Origin of the sequence: Kribbella jiaozuonensis (assembly GCF_005233875.1) — a bacterium.
Classification (GTDB): Bacteria; Actinomycetota; Actinomycetes; order Propionibacteriales; family Kribbellaceae; genus Kribbella; species Kribbella jiaozuonensis.
Map to the genome: position 1 here is coordinate 138090 of NZ_SZPZ01000002.1, position 19771 is coordinate 157860.

A 19771-nucleotide genomic window follows, 5' to 3' on the forward strand; every position below is an offset into this window, starting at 1 on the left:
TCGTGGAATATCGCACGCTGGGCGCGAGCGGCGCTGTGGTCTCGACCTACACGCTCGGCACCATGACCTTCGGCAGCGAGACCGACGAGGCCGGTTCGCACGGACAGCTTGATCGATACATCGAGGCCGGCGGCACTTTCATCGACACCGCGGACGTGTACTCCGGCGGCGTGTCCGAGCAGATCGTCGGACGCTGGCTCGCGAAAAGTTCCGCCCGCGACAACGTCGTACTGGCGACCAAGGGCCGGTTCCCGACCGGTGACGGGCCGAACGACGTGGGCACGTCGCGCATCCATCTCCGCAAGGCGCTGGACGCGTCGCTGGACCGGCTCGGTGTCGACCACATCGACCTGTACCAGTTGCACGCGTGGGACCCGGTCACGCCGCTCGAGGAGACGCTGAGCTTCCTCGAGGACGCCGTACGGGCCGGCAAGATTGCGTACGGCGGTCTGTCGAACTTCACCGGGTGGCAGCTGCAGAAGGCGTGCGACCTGATCGGGTACCGCGGCTGGTCGAAGCTCGTGACGCTGCAACCGCAGTACAACCTGCTCGTCCGTGAGATCGAGTGGGAGATCGTTCCGGCTGCGCAGGAGAACGGGCTGGGCCTGCTGCCGTGGTCTCCGCTCGGCGGCGGCTGGCTGACCGGGAAGTACTCGTTCGACGAGGAGCCGACCGGGGCGACTCGCCTCGGTGAGAACCCGGACCGCGGCGTCGAGTCCTGGTACCGGCGTAGTCGTAACCAGCGGGTCCGTGACGTGGTCGACGCCGTCCGCGAGATCGCCAAGGCGCGTGGGATCTCGATGGCGCAGGTCGCGCTCGCCTGGCTGGTGGATCGGCCGACGATCACCTCGGTGATCCTCGGCGCCCGTACGCTCGAGCAGCTCGACGACAACCTCGCGGCGGCGGATCTGCATCTCACCGCGGAAGAGACGGCCAAGCTCGACGAGGCCAGCGACCCGGGCGCGGCGGACTACCCGTACGGCGGTCCCGGCGTGGCGCAGCGCGGTCGACCGATCGCGGGTGGGCGCTCCTAGGCGTCGACAGCAACGCGGAGGGCGGCGTACGACGCAACCAGTGCGCGCCGCTCCGCCGCCAGCAGCGGGTCGTCGCGATCGCATCCTGCTCGGACCCAGCGGTCCGAGAGGTTCATCGCCTCGACCCGCTTGCGCGCTGCCTGGTGTACGGCGTCGCGGTCGGCGTCGTACACGTAGGAGTAGAGGTCGATCAGCGCGGTCTCGAGCTGCTCTTCGGTGACGTCCTCGGAGTGCTGGTGCTCGCGGTGGACGCGCCACCACTCCACCTCGAAGGCGGCGGCGTGCGCTGGTTCGAAGAGTAGGCCGCTCGAGGCGGCGACCAGTTCGTAGAAGCGGCGCATGTAGGCGCGCGCCACGTCCGGTTGGTTGTCGGGGTACGGCGCCCAGACCTGGTTGGCGCGGAGTACGTACCAGGCTCCGGTGAGTGTTCGGTGCGGTGCCATGCCGAAGCCGGCGGCGACCATGCCGACTGCGGCTACGAGGAACTCGCGCCACTCGTGCCGGTAGTAGGCGGCCCAGGCATCCGTCTCGCGGTTGCCGACGACCACTGGGTCGAAGGACAGTGGTCCTGTTCTGGTACGCATGATCCCTCCCCCCTGGGAGATCCGATGAACGATGGTAGTCCGATTGCGGATGTGGTCGCTCGGATGCAGCAGCGTCTCGACGAGCTGCCGGAGGAGGTTGCGCATCGGCGGTTCTTCCTCAGTACGTATCTGCGGACGACGCAGGCGGTTGGGAAAGCCATCGATGACGCCCGCTTCGAGGATCCGGCGTGGGTCGAGGTGTGGGATGTGGAGTTCGCGGAGCTGTACCTCCGAGCCCACGACGCAGATCTCCCGCCCAGGCCCTGGCGGTTGGCGTTTGAGGCTTCGGCTCAGTTGCCTGCGTTGGGGCATGTGTTGTTGGGGATCAATGCGCATGTGAACTACGACCTGCCGCAGGCGTTGCTTGCGGTGATCAGTGATGAGGACTTCCTGGATCGGTCTCTGATGGATCGGCGGCGGCGGGATCACGAGCGGATCGACGGTGTGTTGTCGGCCAGAGTGGCGGCGGAGGACGAGGAGTTGGCGGCGACCGGAGTACGCAGTCTGTTGGACCACGTGCTGACGCCGCTCAACCGGCTGGCCTCGCAGCGGTTCCTGCGTGAGTCCCGCCAGAAGGTCTGGCACAACACGTTCGAGCTGCAGCGAGCGCGCGTAGCCGGCACCTACGAGCAGCGACTGGCTGAGCTAGAGGTCCTGAGCGCGGCCAAGGTCGCCGACCTCCTGCGACCCGGTCAGGTGTTGCTCCGACTGGCAGTCACCGGGTTCGGTGTCACGCTGCCACCGGTCTAGCTCGGTAGTACTCCGGACCACAGGAAACCGACCGCCAGGCAGAAGAGCGTCACCAGCCCGAACACACCGACCCACAGCAACGCCGGCACACCAGTCAGCCGACGCAGCTGATCAGCGTCCGAGCTACGCCCCTGCCCGCCACGCCGTGACCGCTGCAACTCCAGCACCGCCCGCGGTGCCGCCAACAGCAGGAACCACGTAAGCAAGTGAGCAAACGCGGTCTGCACCTCAGCCGACCCCCACCACGACACCCCGAACACCACAGCGCCGAACACCAGCACCGACCACAGTCCGAACAAGTTGCGGATCTGCAGCAGCAGAATCACCAGTGCCAGCAACAGTCCCCACAACAGCGCAACGGCGTACCCGCGACTCAGCACGAACGCTGCAGCCAAGCCGAACAGGGCAGGGCCGGGATAGCCGGCGAGTAGTACTGCGATCATGCCCGCGCCGTTCGGCTTGCCGCGCGACACCGTGACGCCAGACGTGTCCGAGTGCAGTCTGATGCCGGCCAGCTTCCGTCCGACCAGTGCGGCGATCAGACCGTGCGCGCCCTCGTGAGCGATCGTCACGACCTGCCGCGTGTACTGCCACAACGGTCGCCAGGCGATCAGCAGCAGCGCGACCACACCGGTCCCGATCACCAACCGCAGGGACGGCTCGGGCTGGACCGACGTGATGCTGTTCCAGAACTCACTCACCCGCACATCCTGACAGGCAGGTGGTCAACCGCCCGCCGTTGACATCGTCTGGTGCGCGAACGACCGTGGAGAGATCGCGGGGGAGGGGCCGCTTTTGCTTTGGGGGAAGACATGTCTCAACCACGCACGATGACACGCACGGGGAAGAAGACCGCAGCAGCCGCGAAGAAGACCGCCGCGAGACGGCGGACCTCGGCAACCGTCAAAGAAGCGCCGGCAGTACCGCTGGCCGACTTCCTCGACTCTGCGGGAACGCTGACACTCGACCAGCGCAGACTCCTGGTGGATCAAGCGCTTCTGCTGCTCGGCGAGAACTACGTGCACCTGCCGCTCAAAGTCGCGATGCACGCCGTCAATCCGCTGCAGCGTCTGCGGGTGCTGCGCGCCCGGATGGAGCGCCAGACGGACGACACGATGCAGGAAGAGTGGATGTTCCACCGCGAGATGTCCAGCATCTTCCACTCGGTCCGCGACCTGCACACCAACTACCTGTTGCCGGTGCCGTTCGCCGGGAAGATCGCGTTCCTGCCGTTCATGATCGAGAAGTGCTACGACCCCGACGGCACCGAGCACTACCTGATCACCCGCACGATCACCGGCTACCAGGCCCCGCAGTTCGGCGCGGGCGCCGAGGTGACGCACTGGAACGGTACGCCGATCGCCCGCGCCGTCGCCCTCAACGGAGCCCTGTTCGCAGGCAGCAACGACGCCGCGAACCTCGCCCGCGGCCTCGAATCTCTCACGCTCCGCCCGCTCGTGATCCAGTCCCCGCCCGACGAGGACTGGGTGACGCTGACGTACGTCGGTCTCGACGGCTCGAACCAGGAGCTGCGCGAGCAGTGGAAGGTCGCCACCAACCTCCCGCCGATGACGGACCTGGACGCGGTCAGCGAAGCGTCGGCGCTGATGGGTCTCGATCTCGACTCCGACGAGAAGTCCCGCGCGAAGAAGGCGCTGTACGTGCGCGATGTCGTCGAACTCGAACGCGGTCAGAGTTCCGCCGAGCTGGCCACACCGGCCGCCGTCGCGGGCGCGGACCTGCCGACCACGATGCCCGGCGTCTTCCGGGCCCGCGAGGTCGTCACCTCGTCCGGCAACTTCGGCCACCTGCGGATCTTCACGTTCAGCGTGCAGGACCCGGTCGCGTTCCGGGACGAGTTCGTCCGCCTCGCCGCGATCCTGCCGCAGACCGGCCTGATCGTCGACGTACGCGACAACGGCGGCGGGCACATCTACGCCAGCGAGTTCACCCTGCAGACGATGACACCGCGACGGATCTCGCCGGAGCCGGTCCAGTTCATCAGTACGCCGCTCAACCTGAAGATCTGCCGCCGGCACAAGGACAACCCCGCCGGGATCGATCTCGGCCCGTGGTTCGACTCGCTCGACCTGGCGATCGAGACCGGTGCGCAGTACTCCGCGGCGAAGCCGATCACGCCGGAGGACGGGGCGAACGACGTCGGGCAGACGTACCACGGCCCGGTGGTGCTGATCACCGATGCGCGGGTCTACTCGGCCACCGACATCTTCACGGCCGGGTTCGCCGACCACGAGATCGGCACGATCCTCGGCGTCGACGACAACACCGGCGCGGGCGGCGCTAACGTCTGGACCCACGGCCTGCTCGCATCCCTCCTCAACGAACCGCCGCCACCCGACGAGACCTCGCCGTACATTGCCTTGCCGAACGGCGCGAACCTGCGCGTCGCGATCCGCCGTACGTTGCGCGTCGGCAAGCTGGCCGGTACGCCGGTCGAGGACCTCGGCGTGAAGCCGCACGAGACGCACCGGATGACCAAGGCCGATCTGCTCGACGGCAACGTCGACCTGCTGAACAAGGCCGGCGCGCTGCTCGCGGCGCTACCGGTCCGCCGGCTCGAGCTGAAGACGTCGATCAGCGGTACGACGCTGACGGTCGCGATAGATGCCCAGAGCATCGATCGGGTCGACATCTATCTCGACGAGCGCCCGATCAGCTCCGAGGACCTGACCGGACCACTCAGCATCGACATCCTCGAATCGAACCCCGGCGCGCTGCTGCGGGCCGACGGGTACGCGTCGGGAACCCTCGTCGCGAGTCGGCGGGTTACCGTCTGAGGTATGCAGACCCTTCACCTGACCGCCGAGGAAGAGGCAATGCTCGGCGGTCGGGACGGGGAGGGCGTCGCGCTCGCGATGCGGGTGATCGTCGGGCAGGCGCGGATCTCGGATGCGCCGCGGCTCGTCGAGATCACGTCCGCGCACGTCGACTCGTGCCTGTACCACGGTCAGGTCAGCCTCGACTTCGCCCACCGCCTCGGCGACCTGGGCGCCCGCGTACGCGTCCCGACCACGCTGAACGTCGGCTCGATGGACCTCATCCATCCGGCCCTCGTCCGCGATCAGGAGCTCGCCACCGCGGGGCGTGAGCTCATGACGGCGTACGTCGACCTCGGATGTACGCCGACGTTCACCTGCGCGCCGTACCAGCTGCCGAACCGGCCCGCGCTCGGCGAGCACATCGCCTGGGCGGAGTCGAACGCGATCGTGTTCGCGAACTCGGTCCTCGGCGCCCGGACGGATCGGTACGGCGACTTCCTCGACGTCTGCGCCGCGATCACCGGACGAGCGCCGTACGCCGGACTGCAGACGACCGAGGCGCGGCAGGGGACCGTGGTGTTCGACTGCCGGCCGCTGGGTGACTTCCTCCACACCGAGCTGGCGTATCCGTTGCTCGGGCACCACATCGGCTCGGTCGTAGGTGCCGGAATCCCTGTGCTGGTAGGGATTCCAGCGGATGTGACCGAGGACGACCTGAAGGCACTCGGCGCAGCGGCGGCATCCGCTGGGGGAGTCGCGCTGTTCCACGCGGTCGACATCACGCCCGAGGCGCCGCGTGAATTCGCCGACCTGCCGACAAGCGAGGTCGATCTCGCCACCTTGCAGCGCGTCAGGCGGGAGCTGTCGACGACCGGCGAGCTCGATGCGGTGAGCGTCGGTACGCCGCACGCGTCGTACGCCGAATGCCTGCGACTTGCCGAGCTGGTCGCGGACGGGCCGCCGTTCAAGGTGCCGTTCTACCTGTCGACCGGCCGCGCGACGCGGGGACGCCTCGGCCCGACGCTCGAGGTGTTGGAGAACGCAGGCGTGACTGTTGTCGTCGACACCTGCACGTACGTCACGGCGATCCTGTCGCCCGACTGGAAGAACGTGATGACGAACTCCGGCAAGTGGGCGCACTACGCACCCGGAAACATCAACGTCAACGCGGTCCTCGGCTCGCTCGCCGAATGTGTCGCCTCGGCCCGCGCCGGTCAGGTCGTGCTCGACTCATGATCCAAGGCCGCACTCTCCACCCCGGCACCGCGACCGGCGAGCCCATCCGCCTCACGGCGCCGCTCTCGTTCTGGGGCGGCACCGACGAACACGGCCGCATCGTCGACGCCCATCACCCCCAGCGCGGCGCCGTCCTCACCGGCCGCATCCTGCTGATGGAATCCGGCCGCGGCTCGAGCTCAGCGAGCAGCGTCCTCGCCGAACAGATCCGCGCCCGCACCGCTCCCGCCGCGATCATTCTGACCCGCCCCGACCCGATCATCCCGCTCGGCGCCCTCGTCGCCGCCGAGCTCTACAACCTCAACCTCCCGGTCGTCGTCGCGCCGTACGACGACATCCCGGACCACGCACTCGTCCACATCGACGCGACACCGGCCCGCGCGACCATCACCTGGACGACCGCATGAGTACGGCGGTTGCGCCGAACAGGACCGCGCAACCGGTGAGGGCAAGCGGCAGGGTGGTGAGGCCGGCAAGGGTGGAGATCGTGACGCCGCAGACGATCTCGCCGAGGTACTCGAGTTGGGCCAGGAACGAGTGGGTTGTCGCGCGGATGTCCGCGGTCGTGCGGCTGTTGATCCAGATCGTGCTGATGACCCGGGTCAGCGGGTTGACGATTCCGTTCAGGAGCACGACGGCGATCGCGCCGAGGACCGGATCGCGGGCGAATGCGAGCAGCAGCATGCTGAGTACGCCGACGAGGGCGGCCAGCGCGTAGTCGGTCGCGGCGTGGCTGCTGTTGATGCGGTTGGTGACGAGCCGGAGTACGAGCGCGCCGACGACCAGCCCGACCACGCCGAGCGCGGTGAACCACAGGATCGAGGGCGGCAGACCGAGGTCGATCAATTGCTTCTGGGTGAGTCGACCGGCGGCATCCGAAGCGCCGTTGACGAGGAACGTCGCGGCGAAGATCAGCAGGATCGCGCGGCTCCGTCGTACGAGCGTGACGCCGCGGACGAACGTGGTCCAGGACGTGGACCAGCGGGCCGTGCGGGTCGGGACGAAGTTGTGCTCGGTGAAGCGGAACCCGACGTACAGCGCGAGCGACATCATCGCGGCGCCGGCGACGACGATCGTGACGTCGCGCCGGGTCGCCCAGGCGAGCAGGCCGAGTGTGATGAGCCCGGTCGCGGCACCGGTCAGCTGGGCGCGGGCGGCGCGGGTGAGGACGAAGTTGATCCGGTCGGGTCGATCGAGCTCGTCGGTGATCAGCGCGACGTCCGATCCGCTCGCGAACGTCCACGAGATACCCCAGAGCACCTGGGTCGCGAGGAGCGCCGGGAACGACTCGAACAGCCCGGTCGCGAGCATCGCCGTACCCATCAGCACCTGTGAGATGACCAGCGACCACTTGCGGCTGATCGTGTCCGCGATGACACCGGCCGGTACTTCGAACACGAGCGCGAACGCACTCTGCACCGACCCGATCAGCACGAGCTGGGCCGGGGAGAGGCCGGCGTCAACGACCAGGTAGACGCTCGTGACCAGCCACCACCCGTTGTGCAGGACCGCGCGCACCCAGGTCCAGCGGATGAAGACCGTCTCCATGCCGGCCGATCCTTCCGGGCGCAACGCTGCGGCGCCAGCCAATATCCCAGCGCTGTGAGGTGAGGATCACAGTGCAAAACGAATGACCGTTCTTGATATCGGCCGGGCGTCAGGCGCAGGGTGGAATTACAGAGAACGAGCGTTCGGTTTGAGGCTGGGGGTCGGCATGGCGCAGATGACTCTGGACCGGGTGGGGCAACCCGCGCTTCCGGAGCTGGGGCGGAATCGTCGGGGTGGGGTGTGGCGGATCGTCCGCGAGGTGGGGCTGCTGGCGGTGCTGTTCGGGGTCTACAACCTCGGCCGGTTCCTGTCGGCGGAACACTCCGGGTCAGCGATCAAGCACGCCCACGAGCTGATCCGGTGGGAGGCCTGGCTCGGGCTGCCGAGCGAGGCGACGTTCCAGCAGCACGCGCTCCAGGTCGACGGACTCGCCCGCATCGCCAACCTCTTCTACGCGACAGTGCACTTCCCGCTGACCGCGATGGTCCTGCTGTGGTTGATGATTCGTCGCCCGGCCGAGTACGGGAAGGCGCGCTGGGCGCTCGCGTCACTGACCGGGCTGGCGTTGATCGGGCACATGCTCTTCCCGCTCGCGCCGCCGCGGATGATGCCGGGTTGGGTGGACACCGGAGTGCTGCTCGGCCAGTCGGTCTACGGGCCGAGCACGCACTCCGGGGTTGCGAATCAGTTCGCTGCGATGCCGAGTCTGCACGTCGGCTGGGCGCTGATGGTGGCGGTGTTCCTGATCCGCGCGACGCGATCGCGGTGGCGCTGGCTGTGGATCGCACACCCGTTGCTCACCTTCACGGTCGTTGTGGTCACGGCGAACCACTACTGGCTGGACGGTCTGGTCGCGATCGCGCTCGCAGTACCGCTGCTTCTGATCTTCGACAGCTCGTCGCCGGCACGGACCAGGAACGGCTCGCGCTCCAGCACCAGCCTGGCCGCGGCCGCGCCGATGTCGAACCAGAGCCCGATCAGTTCGAGCCGGCCCTGAGCCTCGGCCTCGCGGACACAGGCGAAGCTCCGCAGGTTCTCGAGTTGTACGGCGACATTCGCGACTGACAGCTTGTCCGCGGGCGAGAGCTTCACGCCGGTTGCCGGATCGATGATGTCCGGCAGCGCGACCGCACGCCGTAGCGACGGCTCGAGGTGCCGCAGCCAGCTCTCCAGGCCTGAACCCTCCGGTACGTCGGCCGCGAGCGCGGCCGCGGCGGCGCCGCAGGAGGAATGACCGCAGACCACGATCGACTTCACGCCGAGTACTTCGACGGCGTACTCGATCGCGGCGTCGACCGAGCTGCTGTTCGAGCCCTTCGGCGGCACGAGATTGCCGATGTTCCGCACGCAGAACTGGTCGCCCGGCCCGCTGGTGGTGATCATCGTCGGCACGATCCGCGAGTCCGCGCAGGTGATGAACAGATGCTCCGGTCGTTGCCCCTCGGCCGCGAGTCGCGCCAGCAGCGGCCGGATCTCGTCGGCCGACGCCTCGAACTCGCGGACCCCGTCCAGCATCGATACCTGCCGGCCGGACTGAGCGGGATTCACCTCGACCGTGCCGCCGCGGGCGATGTGTCCACGGCGCCAGTCCTCGATCGCCTCGTACGCCGCGTGGTCGAGATGGTCCACGGTGAGCTCGACCCGGACCGTGGCGCCGGCAGGGATGGACCGCAGCGTCCGCACGAGCGACGCGACCCCCAGGAATACGAGCGTGCCGCGGATCCGCACGGTCCACACGCCGTCGGACTCGGTCGCGGTGACGGTCGCGCGAGCAAGTCGGTACAGCACGCGGATGACGGCAAGGATCAGTCCGAGCAATACACCTTCGGCGAGTCCGAGTACGGCGACGCCGACCGCGGTCACGACGTACACGAGCAACTCGTCGTGCCTGCGCAACGTGCGGATGTGAGCGAGCTGCACCAATCGCAATCCGGTGACGAGCAGTACGCCGGCCAGCGCGGCCATCGGGATCAGCTCGAGCATCGCACCGGCGGCGAGCACGAACGCGGCGATCCACAGGCCGTGCATGATCGCTGACGCCCGGGTCCGCGCGCCGGCCGCGACGTTGGTCGACGAGCGGACGATCACGCCGGTGACCGGCATACCGCCGAGGGCACCGGACAAGGCGTTCGCGGCGCCCTGCCCGATCAGCTCGCGATCGAGGTTGCTCCGGTTGCCGCGATGAAGCTTGTCCACGGCAACAGCCGACAGCAACGACTCGACACTGGCGACCAGGGCAACGGTCAGTACTGCGGTGACGATCTCGATCGGCGTGCCTTCGGGCATCGTCGGCAGGATCAGACTCTGCAACGGATGGTCCGGCAGGTCGACCCGCGTCACGTCGGGCATCCAGACCGCGGCCAGCGCAGTCACGGCGACGACAGCAACAAGTGGCGCCGGAATCACCTTTATTCTGGGGATTCTTGGCCAGGCGAGCACGACGGCGACCGTCAAGATGCCGACGGCAACGGAATGTCCGTGGTGCGTCATCAGTTGCGCGGGGAGCGCGATCACGTTGTCGATCAGCGAGCTCTGGGCCTTGCCGCCGAGCACGACGTGCAGCTGTTGTACGGCGATCGTCACGCCGATCCCGGCGAGCATGCCGTGCACGACGGCGGGTGACAGCGAGAGCGCCAGCCGCCCGATGCGGGTGACGCCGAGCAGGATCTGCACGACACCGGCCGCGCAGGTGATCGCAGCGGTCGCGGCCCAGCCGAACTGGGTGACGAGGCCGGCGACGACCACGGTCAGGCCCGCGGCCGGACCGCTGACCTGCAAGGGGGATCCGCCGAGCGCACCGGCGACGACGCCGCCGACCACAGCGGCCACCAGGCCGGCGATCAGCGGCGCGCCGGATGCGGCGGCGATCCCCAAGGAGAGGGGTATTGCAATGAGGAAGACCACCAGCGATGCAGGGAGATCGTGGTGAAGAATGGTCTTCCAGAGTGCGGGAGTGGGTGAGGTCGGCACGGGTGGTCCTCCGGCGTCGGTGCTCAGGGCAACTGCTCGGGCATCAGGCGTCGAAACAAAGAGTGTCGATCTGGTTACCCACTGTACTTACCCGTTCAAGCCCACACCAGCGGCAATTGCTCAGAACAGCACCTGGCGCGCGTGGTCGGTGTCCAGGTACTCGCGGACCGAGACGATCAGCCCGTCCCGAACAGTGAAGACTCCTCCACATTTGTTGCTGTAGGCACCACCGGCGCGAGCCGTTGCCTGCGCGGTCCATTCGGCGAACACCTGCTCGCCGTCCGCGATCACGTTCACCAGTTCGATCGTCACCGGCGTACCGGGAGCGAAGAGGTTGCCGGCGGCCGCGCCGAGGAACTCGTCCACGACCATGTCCCGGCCCTTCCAGTCGCCGGACAGTGGCAGATCACCCGGGTAGGTCCAGACCACGTCCGGTGCGAAGCTTGCCCGGATCGTCGGCAGATCACCTGCCGCCACAGCCTCGACGTACCGGGTCACAACGGTCTTCGGGTCGTTCATTCGTGGTGCCTCCTTGTGCAGTGTGAGTACGGCGTTGCCGCGGATGCGGCGGTTGCGCAGGTCGTCGAGTACGGCGTCGGTCCGCGACCAGTCCTCGATCCGGCCGAGCTCCGGGTGGAGCCGTCCCGACGACACCAGCCGGACGAGCGTCGCGAGGTCCTGGTCATCGGGTCCGTGGACGTAGTGGAAGTGCTGGATCCGCGCGGCCTCGGGGCCGGTGAAGAAGTCGAAGAAGTCGAGCGTCACCGGCTGCCGACTGGCCTCGCCGAACCAGATCAGGTCACCGCCGGGAGCCAGCTTGGTCAACGCGACCGGCAGGCTCTCGCCGCCGACGGACTCGAGTACGAGGTCGAAGGGCCCGCGCGCGTCGGCGACGTCGTATACCAGGTCCTCGGCGCCGAGCTCGGGCAGTCGGGCGCCGCGGGCCGGGGAGGAGACGACGGCCGTGACCTCAGCGCCGGCCCCGGCGGCGAGTTCGGTGAAGTAATGGCCGACTCCGCCGGACGCGCCGGTCAGCAGGATTCGCCGTCCGATCACGCTGCCCGCCGTACGCAGCAACCGCAGCGCCGTCAGCCCGGCGAGCGGAAGCGCGGCGGCCTGCTCGAACGAGATGTTGTCCGGCAGTACTGCGACCTGCGTGGCCGGCGCGGTCGCGCGCTCGGCCCAGCCGGAGTGTGGCAGATGCGCGACCACGCGACTGCCGACGGGCGGGCCGTCGGGAGCCGCCTCGACCACCCGGCCCGCGATGTCCTTGCCTGGTCGCCAGCCGTCCCGCGGCCGCTCCAACTGGAACGTCTCGCCGCGGTTGATCGAGTACGCCGCGACCTCGATCACCATGTCGTCCGCGCCGGGCCGGACCTCGTCGACCTCGGCCAGCTCGACCGCGCCGGTGTCCACCGGAACCACTGCTCTCATTGCCGTTCCGCTCCTTCAACTAGACTCGGCAACGACGCTACGAGCGGGTCGTGGCGGCCGGAAGACAGCACTTACTACTGCTATAGGCACCAAATGGATACCGACCAGGTCAGAGGCAAGTGGGACGCCACCAAAGGCGCCTGCCCGACACGTCAGGTGCTGGGCCGGATCGGCGACACCTGGACGATGCTGGTGATCAGCACGCTCGAGAAGGGCGGCACGCTGCGGTCCGGGCAACTCAAGTCGATCATCGAGGGCATCACCCAGAAGATGCTCACGCAGACGCTGCGGCACCTCGAGCGCGACGGCGTCGTACGGCGTGAGGTAGTTCCTACTGTTCCGGTGACGGTCAGCTATACGCTGACGCCGCTCGGCCTGAGCCTGGCCGCGGCCGTCGCGACGATGCGCACCTGGGCCTACGACCACATGGACGAGATCGCCGCAGCGCGCACGGAGTACGACGCCAACCTCTGAGGAGTCACGTGGATCTGCAACTGACCGGGAAGACCGCGGTCGTCACCGGGGCCAGCAAGGGCATCGGGCTTGCCTGCGTCGAGGCGCTCGCGCGGGAGGGCGCGACGGTGACCGGGATCTCCCGTGACCCCGCCAATCTGGCCAAGGCGCAGGAGCAGTTCCCGGACCTGACGTTCGCGGTGGAAGCGGTCGACCTGACCGATGCCGACGCGACGAAGGCGGTGTTCGAGCGGATCGGCGTACCGGACATCCTGATCAACTGCGCGGGCGCAGCGCGGCGTACTCCGGTGGACGAGCTGGACAGCAAGGCGTTGCACGCGGCGATGGAGGCGAAGTACTTCACGTACATGCACGCGACCGAGGCCGTCATCCGTGGCATGGCCGAGCGCGGCAGCGGCGCGGTCGTGAACGTCGTCGGCCAGGGCGGTCGCGCGGCGAACCCGCTGCACATCGGCGGCGGCGCGGCCAACGCGGCGCTGATGCTCGCGTCGGTCGGCTATGCGAAGGCGTACGCCGCGCAGGGCGTCCGGGTCAACGTGATCAACCCGGGAACGACCCGCACCAACCGCGTCGACGAGGGCCTCGAGGCCGCGGTCCGCGCGACCGGCAAGTCGAAGGACGAACTGCTCGCCGAGATGGTCCGCGACGTCCCGATGGGCCGCTTCGGCGAACCCGAAGAGGTCGCCAACGTCGCCGTCTTCCTGGCCTCCCCCCAGGCCAGCTACGTCACCGCCTCAATCATCACCATGGACGGCGCCACCACCGCAGGCATCTGATCACCGCACGGCTCCGTCGGTCGGTCGAGCGGCTGGGTTCGAGAACGGGGTGATCGGGCGGTCTTGGGGTACGCCGTCGATGGTGAGGTCGACGTTCTCGTTGAAGAAGGCTACGTGCCCGGTTATCGGTAGCAGGGGTGCTGTGGGGAAGTCGTAGGACCAGGCGACGTCGGGGACCGAGGGGACCGACCAGTACTCCGACGTGCGGCCCTTGTACGGGCAGGCGGTGACGGTCTCCGACGGGGTCAGGTGCTCCAGGTGGACGGATGTCTTCGGGAAGTAGTAGCGCGGTGGTAGCCCGGTCTCGAAGACGATGACGGTCGAGCTCGAGTCGGCCAGCACGATGCCCTCCACCGCTACCTCGACCCGGCGGGTGGAGTTGATCGCGTCGACGCGGGAGTACGGGTTGCGGGGGTGGACGAAGACTTCCTCGTCTTCCTCGAACCACCGGTCGAGTGCGTCCCATTGGAACCGGACGCGGTCCTTTGCGACGCCGTCGTCGTACACCCAGGCGTGGCCCGACCCGGCGGTGTGCACGCGCGCGACCCCGTGCTGGAAGGACTTCGTGTCGCCGGTGTCGGTCAGTACTCCGTCCGCCACGTCCCCGACCGGGATGTAGTACTGCGGGTACGGCGGGAACTCCCACAGGTAGATCGCGTCCGTCGTGTCGAGGACGACGCGGTCGTCGAGCATCGCGCGGATCCGCCGCGGGACCGGTGCGGTACCGCCGGGCGGGATCAGGGGTTCGGGGTAGGCGCTCATTGGTCCAGTAAAGCGCGGGGCCGGCCCTGGTGGTGCCGGCCCCGCGGCTCGATGGACCGGATCAGACGGTGATCCAGTCGATATCGGCGATGTAGCCGTTCGGGTTGCTGACCTTGATCGAGTTCGCCCCGGCGGTCAGCTTCATCGGCAGGTACGTCACCTGCGGCGTACCCCAGTCGTTGTCGCCGAGACCGCTGTAGTTGGCCCAGTAGTTGTCGGTGCCGTTCACCGTGAGCATGCTCTGCCGGCTGGTGTCACCGTCGGTGTAGGCGATCTTGACCAGGTACGTCCCGGTCGTCGGCACGGTGATGTTGTTGAGCGTCACCGTCGACCCGTAGCCGATGTTGCCGATCTTCGAACCGCCCGAGCACAGGGTGCATCCCGAGACGCCCGCGTCACCGGTCAGTGTGCTGCTCGACGCCTCGGCCTCGTACCGCACCGGCCCGCCGTTCTTCGCGGTGAACATCGTCACCGGCGCACTCGACGCACCCTTGGAACCCTGCACGGTGAACGTGTACTGCGTCTGCGGCAACAGCCCGCTGACGACGACGTTCGTACCCGAGCTGGTCGCCACCTGCTTGCCATTGGCAAACACCTTGTACGACGACGCACCTGCGCTCGGCCGCCAGGTCAGCGACACCGTCGTCCGGCTCACGTCGGTCGCGGTCAGATCGGCCGGGATCGCTCCGCTGCCGTTCGGGGTGATCTTGTACAGCTTCGACCCATGCGCCGGAAGCTGGGCGCTGACTGCGCCGGACACGTTGCGCGTGTTCTGGTTCGCCCAGATGTCGCGGACAGTCGCCTTGCCGTCGATCCCGAGCTGAGCGAAGTTGCCGGTCACCGTGGCGGGGGAGTCGGCCAGGTTGAACAGCGCGACCGTCGTACTGCCGTCCTTGTTCTGCGCGTACCAGACCTGCTGCAACTGGTCCTGGTTCAGCGGACGGGCCGGGTTGCCGGACTGGTCGATCGCGATGACCTCGCGGTTCGTCAGCAGCTTCAGGCCGTACGCGTCGAGCTTGGTCAGGTCGTCACCGGCGAACAGCGGCGCCGAGTTGATCGCCCAGAACGTCATGTAGCTCTGCCGTTCGGCGTCGGTCAGGCCGTCCATCGCGCCGACTCCGACGTTGAGCGCGTCCAGGTTGTTCCAGTGCCCCGGACCGGCGTCGTCGATCCACTGCGGAAGGTCCCACCAGCGTGCCTTCACCGAGCTGTCCCACTTGACGATCGTGTCGCAGTAGCACTCGACGTCGGTATCGATCCGCCAGCCGTTCGAGTTCTGCTTCCACACGTCGGCGTACCGATGGCTGAGCGACCAGGACAGCGTGTACTGCATCGGTCGGCCGGCGTTCTGTACTGCGCGCCACCACGCCTCGATGTCCTCGGTGTTGTTGTGGTTCGGGTCGTCCGGCGCGCCCTTCCACGAGCCCGGGCCGACACCGTCCATCTTGATGAAGTCGACACCCCAGGACGCGAACAGCTTCGCGATCGAGTCCGCGTACTTCTGCGCACACGGACTCTCGTAGTTGATCTTGTACGCCGCGTCCCAGCCGTTGGTCTTGCGCAGGTCGGGGTAGACGATGTCGCGCGTGAAGCAGCCGGGCGCGTCGTAGATCGGCGTGTTGCCGTCGCGGTACACGTCCGTGCCGAGGCCGACGGTGGTGTAGATGCCGAACTTCAGCCCGAGCTTGTGGATGTCGTCGCCGACCGCCTTCATCCCGCGCGGGAAGCGCTTCGCCATCGCGACCGGGCGGCCGTACTCGTCACCGCCGTCCTGCCAGCCGGCGTCGACGTTGATGTACTCGTAGCCGTACGGCTTGAGCTTGGTGGCGAGCGCGTTCGCCTGGGTGAGGATGTTCTTCTCGCTGATGAAGCTGCCCGGGCCGTCGGGGTTGACGCCCGGATAGTTGGTCGACTGCAGGCTCCAGCTGCTCCAGCCCATGTACGGCTTGGCGGCGACCTGCGGATAGGTGGCGGGAGTCGGCTTCTTCGCCTCGATCGCATCGGCGGGGGCGGTTGCGGCTGCCGTCGACACCAGGGCGATGGCAGCCAGCACGGTCAGAGTGGGGCGTCTCAAGGACATGCGATGTTCCTCCGGGGGAGGAGTGAGCGGACGCGGCCGAGCCTAGGTCGGCTTAATTTACACAGTCAAGTATTCAGCGCCGGTGACTTCCTGTGACACGACTGCCATGGAACCTTGATCAACTTCGCTCCGCGGCTCGGTCGTCGTAGCAGCAACAGGCCGGCTTCGTGAGGACGCCGGCCGGGTGCAAGAGGGGGTTCCATCATCGTGAAGGCACGAAAACTCGGCCGTACGGCGATCGCCGTGGCCGGTGCGGCCGGACTGGTCGCGCTCGCGGCGGCCGGTGCGTCGGCGAGCACTCAAGTCGCTCGACCGGCCATGAAATTGGTTGCCGGTAGCACCGATGTGACGTTGGAGAACGTCGAGGACTACGGGACCGACCTCGACCTCGGTACGCATGTGGTGGCCGGCAACGCACCGATCGAGGTGCGGGCCACGCGCGCGTCGTACAGCTCGCCGGTGGTCGCGACGCAGTACGTCAACGGTAAGGCGACCCGGCAGTTGCCGAAGGGGCTCGTCACGGATTTCTCCGGCCTGGGGAAGTTCCTGCACATCACGCTCACCGATGCCGCGGGCAAGAAGGTGCTCGACAAGGACCAGGCGCTGTGTCTGAACGGCGAAGGGTCCCGGACCCGGCCGGACGCGCCCGCGACCTCGCCGTACCCGGACGGCTGTACGGCGAACCCGTTCACGCAGGGCGCGGTCTGGGGCGTGCAGACGGGATGGTCATCGCGGACGTACGGCGGCGGCGATCCGGTGAAGCTTGCCAACGGCAAGTACAAGGCCGTTGTCACGGTCAACAAGGCTACCGGGACTTCTTCAAGATCCCGGCGGCGGACGCATCGGTGAAGCTGAACGTCACGATCCAGAAGGGTGACCCGTCCGGCGACCGGAAGGCGGCAGCGAGCTCGGTGGCGCTGAAGCCTCACACGGCCCGTCCGACCGGGAAGGCGTCCGTACCGAAGGGGCCGAAACCTGACCTGCGGGCGGTGCCGGCCTGGGGGATCGTGGCGGCGCCGGGCGACGAGGGTACGCCGGATGCGGCCAAGGACTTCCTGCAGTTCTCGGCGACCGTGTGGAATGCAGGCCCGTCGCCGCTCGTGCTGGACGGGTTCCGCCGGCAGGGTAAGGACCTGATGGACGCGTACCAGTACTTCTATGACACGCACGGCAAGGAGGTTGGGTACCAGAACACCGGGACGCTCGAGTGGGACGGCCGGCCCGGACACAACCACTGGCACTTCACCGACTTCGCCCGCTACAGCCTGCTGAACTCGAAGCAGACCGAGGTGGTCCGCAGCCAGAAGGAGGCATTCTGCCTGGCCGCGACGGATGCCATCGACTACACGGTGAAGAACGCCAACTGGCACCCGTACAACACCGACCTGCACACCGCGTGCGGCGATCATGGCTCGCTGTCGGTGCGTGAGGTCCTTGACGTCGGCAACGGTGACACCTACGAGCAGTCGTTGCCCGGGCAGTCCTTCGACATCACGAACCTTGCCAACGGCACGTACTACGTCCAGGTGAGCGCGAACCCGGAGAACCGCCTGTACGAGTCGAACACGAAGAACAACGTTGCCCTGCGCAAGGTGATTCTGGGCGGCACCAAGCACCACCGCACCGTCCAGGTCCCGCCTGTCGGTGTGATCACCGCTCCGTAAACAGATGCCCAGGGCAGGTCCGAGTTGAAGGCAGCAGCTCGGACCTGCCCCAGGAGCTCAGTGGTGTTGTGGCCGGCGGCGTGCCCGGCTCGGACGCAGATGCGAGTCCATCCGGGCGTGCTGACGGCGACCCAGGATGAACGGGCGCGACGTCCGCGTGATGGGCGTGCTCGACGGGGCAGACAGCATGATCTCGGTCTGCTGGAGGTTGAGCCGGATCGGGACCTGGTGCCACGGGGACCTGGTCCGAACCAGGACGAGCCGGAACTGGCCGTCCCGCCGCAGCCGCAGCCCGATCGCGATCGTCGCGACCGACGGGATCAGCCCGGCGAGGAGCAGCGCCGACCGCGCCCCGAAGTGCTGAGCGAGGAACCCGACCGTCGGCCCGCCGATCGCGCCGCCCCCGATGAAGACAAGGTTGTAGATCCCGGAGACCCGGCCGCGCAGGCCGTCCGGAGTGGTCAACTGGACCATCGACTGGGCCGCGGTCAGGAACATCAGGGTCGCCATCCCCATCGATGCCAGCACCGGGATGAACGTCCACTGCGACGGCTGGATCGCCGCCAGTACTTGGGTGATCGTGAGCAGGCACGCGATCCCGATCAGGTTGCGCAACCGCGTCGGCCGGACCCGCCGGGCCGAGAGCAGCGCCCCGCACAGCGCCCCGACCGCGACGACGGAGTTCAGTACGCCGTACCCCGATGCGCCGGTGTGGAAGACCCGGTCGGCGAACGCGGTCAGCGTCACCGGCAGGCTGATCGTGAACATGCCGTAGATCCCGACCAGCGCGATCGCCCACCGGACGGCCGGCTCGTGGAACGCGTACCGCACGCCGTCACGCAGTCCGTCGCGGATCCGCATCCCGGCGTTCGCCTTGCGGGCCGCGTGGCCGCCGTGCATCTCGCTCTCGCGCATCCGCAGCAGCGCGCTGATCGAGGCGAAGAATGTGCACGCGTTGATAGCGAACGCCCACGGGGTGCCGAGTACGCCGAGCAGCACGCCGCCGAGCGCCGGCCCGGCCATGCTGCCGAGCTGGAACGTCGACGAGACCATGCTGATCGCGTTCCGCACGGTGTCGCGCGGGACGAGCTCGGTGACGAACGACTGCCGGGTCGGGTTGTCGACCGCGGTGGACAGGCCGAGCACGAACGCCATCGTGTAGACGTGCCACACCTGGACGTGGCCGGTGAAGCCGACGACCGCCAGCACGGCGGCGCACGATCCGAACGTCGTCTGCGTCGCGAGCAGGACCTTCCGCTTCGGGAAGCGGTCCGCGATGACGCCGCCGTACAGACCGAGCAGGAGCGTGGGGGTGAACTGCAGCGCGGTGGTGATGCCGACCGCGGTGGCGCTGCCGGTGAGTGTCAGCACCAGCCAGTCCTGCGCGATGCGCTGGATCCAGCCGCCGGTCGAGACGACCAGCAGCCCGCTGACCAGGAGGCGGAAGTTGCGGACCCGCAGCGCGCTGAAGGTGTCCTTGAAACCGGGACGGCGCGCCTGCGTGTCCCGGAGTCGGGTCGAGTCGGTGGTGCGGTGGAGATGGAAGTCGGTGGACGGGACAGAACCGGAAGTGGCCCGGGTGGTCAAGAGCGATCCCTACGCGTGTGGACTGGTCAGGGGAGGACACGTCCATCCTCACGGTTCGGTACTGGATTCCCCCAGCGAATTACTCCTATTAG

General features: G+C 67.9%; 17 protein-coding genes and 1 pseudogene. 10 read left to right on the top strand and 8 right to left on the bottom strand.

Going from position 1 to position 19771, the window contains the following annotated elements:
• Positions 1-2: 2 nt before the first annotated feature.
• A complete protein-coding gene (locus FDA38_RS12345; protein ID WP_137253968.1) occupies positions 3-1034 on the top strand; it encodes an aldo/keto reductase in 1032 nt (343 codons plus the stop codon).
• On the opposite strand, the gene FDA38_RS12350 is transcribed toward FDA38_RS12345, so the two are convergent.
• Positions 1031-1618: a hypothetical protein gene (locus FDA38_RS12350; RefSeq protein ID WP_137253969.1), complete on the bottom strand. Its 588-nt coding sequence runs from the start codon at positions 1616-1618 to the stop codon at positions 1031-1033. The genes FDA38_RS12345 and FDA38_RS12350 overlap by 4 nt on opposite strands.
• Before the next feature lie 24 nt (positions 1619-1642).
• Between FDA38_RS12350 and FDA38_RS12355 the strand changes: the two genes are divergently transcribed.
• Positions 1643-2368 carry a DUF5995 family protein gene (locus tag FDA38_RS12355; protein WP_137253970.1) on the top strand — a complete coding sequence of 242 codons (726 nt, stop codon included), beginning with the start codon at positions 1643-1645 and terminating at the stop codon, positions 2366-2368.
• On the opposite strand, the gene FDA38_RS12360 is transcribed toward FDA38_RS12355, so the two are convergent.
• Positions 2365-3069, bottom strand: coding sequence for a M50 family metallopeptidase (locus tag FDA38_RS12360; protein WP_137253971.1), 705 nt, complete (start codon positions 3067-3069; stop codon positions 2365-2367). The genes FDA38_RS12355 and FDA38_RS12360 overlap by 4 nt on opposite strands.
• 129 nt (positions 3070-3198) lie before the next feature.
• Here FDA38_RS12360 and FDA38_RS12365 point away from each other — a divergent pair, with 129 nt between their 5' ends.
• From FDA38_RS12365 to FDA38_RS12375, 3 genes are read left to right on the top strand one after another with little or no spacing between them, the layout of a single operon-like run.
• Positions 3199-5166 carry a S41 family peptidase gene (locus FDA38_RS12365; protein ID WP_233714643.1) on the top strand — a complete coding sequence of 656 codons (1968 nt, stop codon included), beginning with the start codon at positions 3199-3201 and terminating at the stop codon, positions 5164-5166.
• Between the two features lie 3 nt (positions 5167-5169).
• Positions 5170-6384 (top strand): aconitase X, encoded by a 1215-nt coding sequence (locus tag FDA38_RS12370; RefSeq protein WP_137253973.1) that lies wholly within the window; start codon positions 5170-5172, stop codon positions 6382-6384.
• Complete coding sequence (locus FDA38_RS12375) at positions 6381-6791, top strand: aconitase X swivel domain-containing protein (RefSeq protein ID WP_137253974.1); 411 nt, start codon at positions 6381-6383, stop codon at positions 6789-6791. The genes FDA38_RS12370 and FDA38_RS12375 overlap by 4 nt, the downstream gene beginning before the upstream one ends.
• On the opposite strand, the gene FDA38_RS12380 is transcribed toward FDA38_RS12375, so the two are convergent.
• Positions 6772-7932, bottom strand: coding sequence for an MFS transporter (locus FDA38_RS12380; protein ID WP_137253975.1), 1161 nt, complete (start codon positions 7930-7932; stop codon positions 6772-6774). The genes FDA38_RS12375 and FDA38_RS12380 overlap by 20 nt on opposite strands.
• Before the next feature lie 166 nt (positions 7933-8098).
• Between FDA38_RS12380 and FDA38_RS12385 the strand changes: the two genes are divergently transcribed.
• Positions 8099-8929, top strand: coding sequence for a phosphatase PAP2 family protein (locus tag FDA38_RS12385; RefSeq protein ID WP_233714644.1), 831 nt, complete (start codon positions 8099-8101; stop codon positions 8927-8929).
• A 14-nt stretch (positions 8930-8943) separates the two neighbouring features.
• Here FDA38_RS12385 and FDA38_RS12390 read toward each other — a convergent pair.
• Both FDA38_RS12390 and FDA38_RS12395 read right to left on the bottom strand, forming a co-directional pair.
• Positions 8944-10902 (bottom strand): annotated as a pseudogene (locus FDA38_RS12390) (bifunctional SulP family inorganic anion transporter/carbonic anhydrase); the annotation flags it as partial.
• A gap of 120 nt (positions 10903-11022) precedes the next feature.
• Positions 11023-12336: a nuclear transport factor 2 family protein gene (locus tag FDA38_RS12395; RefSeq protein ID WP_137253977.1), complete on the bottom strand. Its 1314-nt coding sequence runs from the start codon at positions 12334-12336 to the stop codon at positions 11023-11025.
• Between the two features lie 93 nt (positions 12337-12429).
• Between FDA38_RS12395 and FDA38_RS12400 the strand changes: the two genes are divergently transcribed.
• Positions 12430-12810: a winged helix-turn-helix transcriptional regulator gene (locus tag FDA38_RS12400; protein ID WP_137253978.1), complete on the top strand. Its 381-nt coding sequence runs from the start codon at positions 12430-12432 to the stop codon at positions 12808-12810.
• Positions 12811-12818: 8 nt separating this feature from the next.
• A complete protein-coding gene (locus FDA38_RS12405; RefSeq protein WP_137253979.1) occupies positions 12819-13586 on the top strand; it encodes an SDR family NAD(P)-dependent oxidoreductase in 768 nt (255 codons plus the stop codon).
• Here FDA38_RS12405 and FDA38_RS12410 read toward each other — a convergent pair whose 3' ends face one another.
• A complete protein-coding gene (locus tag FDA38_RS12410) occupies positions 13587-14348 on the bottom strand; it encodes a DUF427 domain-containing protein (RefSeq protein WP_137253980.1) in 762 nt (253 codons plus the stop codon).
• A gap of 61 nt (positions 14349-14409) precedes the next feature.
• Positions 14410-16428: a fibronectin type III domain-containing protein gene (locus tag FDA38_RS12415; RefSeq protein ID WP_137253981.1), complete on the bottom strand. Its 2019-nt coding sequence runs from the start codon at positions 16426-16428 to the stop codon at positions 14410-14412.
• 207 nt (positions 16429-16635) lie between these two features.
• On the opposite strand from FDA38_RS12415, the gene FDA38_RS43040 reads away from it, so the two are divergent.
• Together FDA38_RS43040 and FDA38_RS43045 are read left to right on the top strand one after the other, a co-directional pair.
• Positions 16636-17277 carry a hypothetical protein gene (locus FDA38_RS43040; RefSeq protein WP_233714645.1) on the top strand — a complete coding sequence of 214 codons (642 nt, stop codon included), beginning with the start codon at positions 16636-16638 and terminating at the stop codon, positions 17275-17277.
• A complete protein-coding gene (locus FDA38_RS43045) occupies positions 17274-18092 on the top strand; it encodes a lysyl oxidase family protein (RefSeq protein WP_233714646.1) in 819 nt (272 codons plus the stop codon). Before FDA38_RS43040 ends, FDA38_RS43045 begins: the two co-directional genes overlap by 4 nt.
• A 57-nt stretch (positions 18093-18149) precedes the next feature.
• On the opposite strand, the gene FDA38_RS12425 is transcribed toward FDA38_RS43045, so the two are convergent.
• Positions 18150-19679, bottom strand: a complete 1530-nt coding sequence (locus FDA38_RS12425) for an MFS transporter (RefSeq protein WP_137253982.1) — start codon at positions 19677-19679, stop codon at positions 18150-18152.
• Positions 19680-19771: the final 92 nt, after the last annotated feature.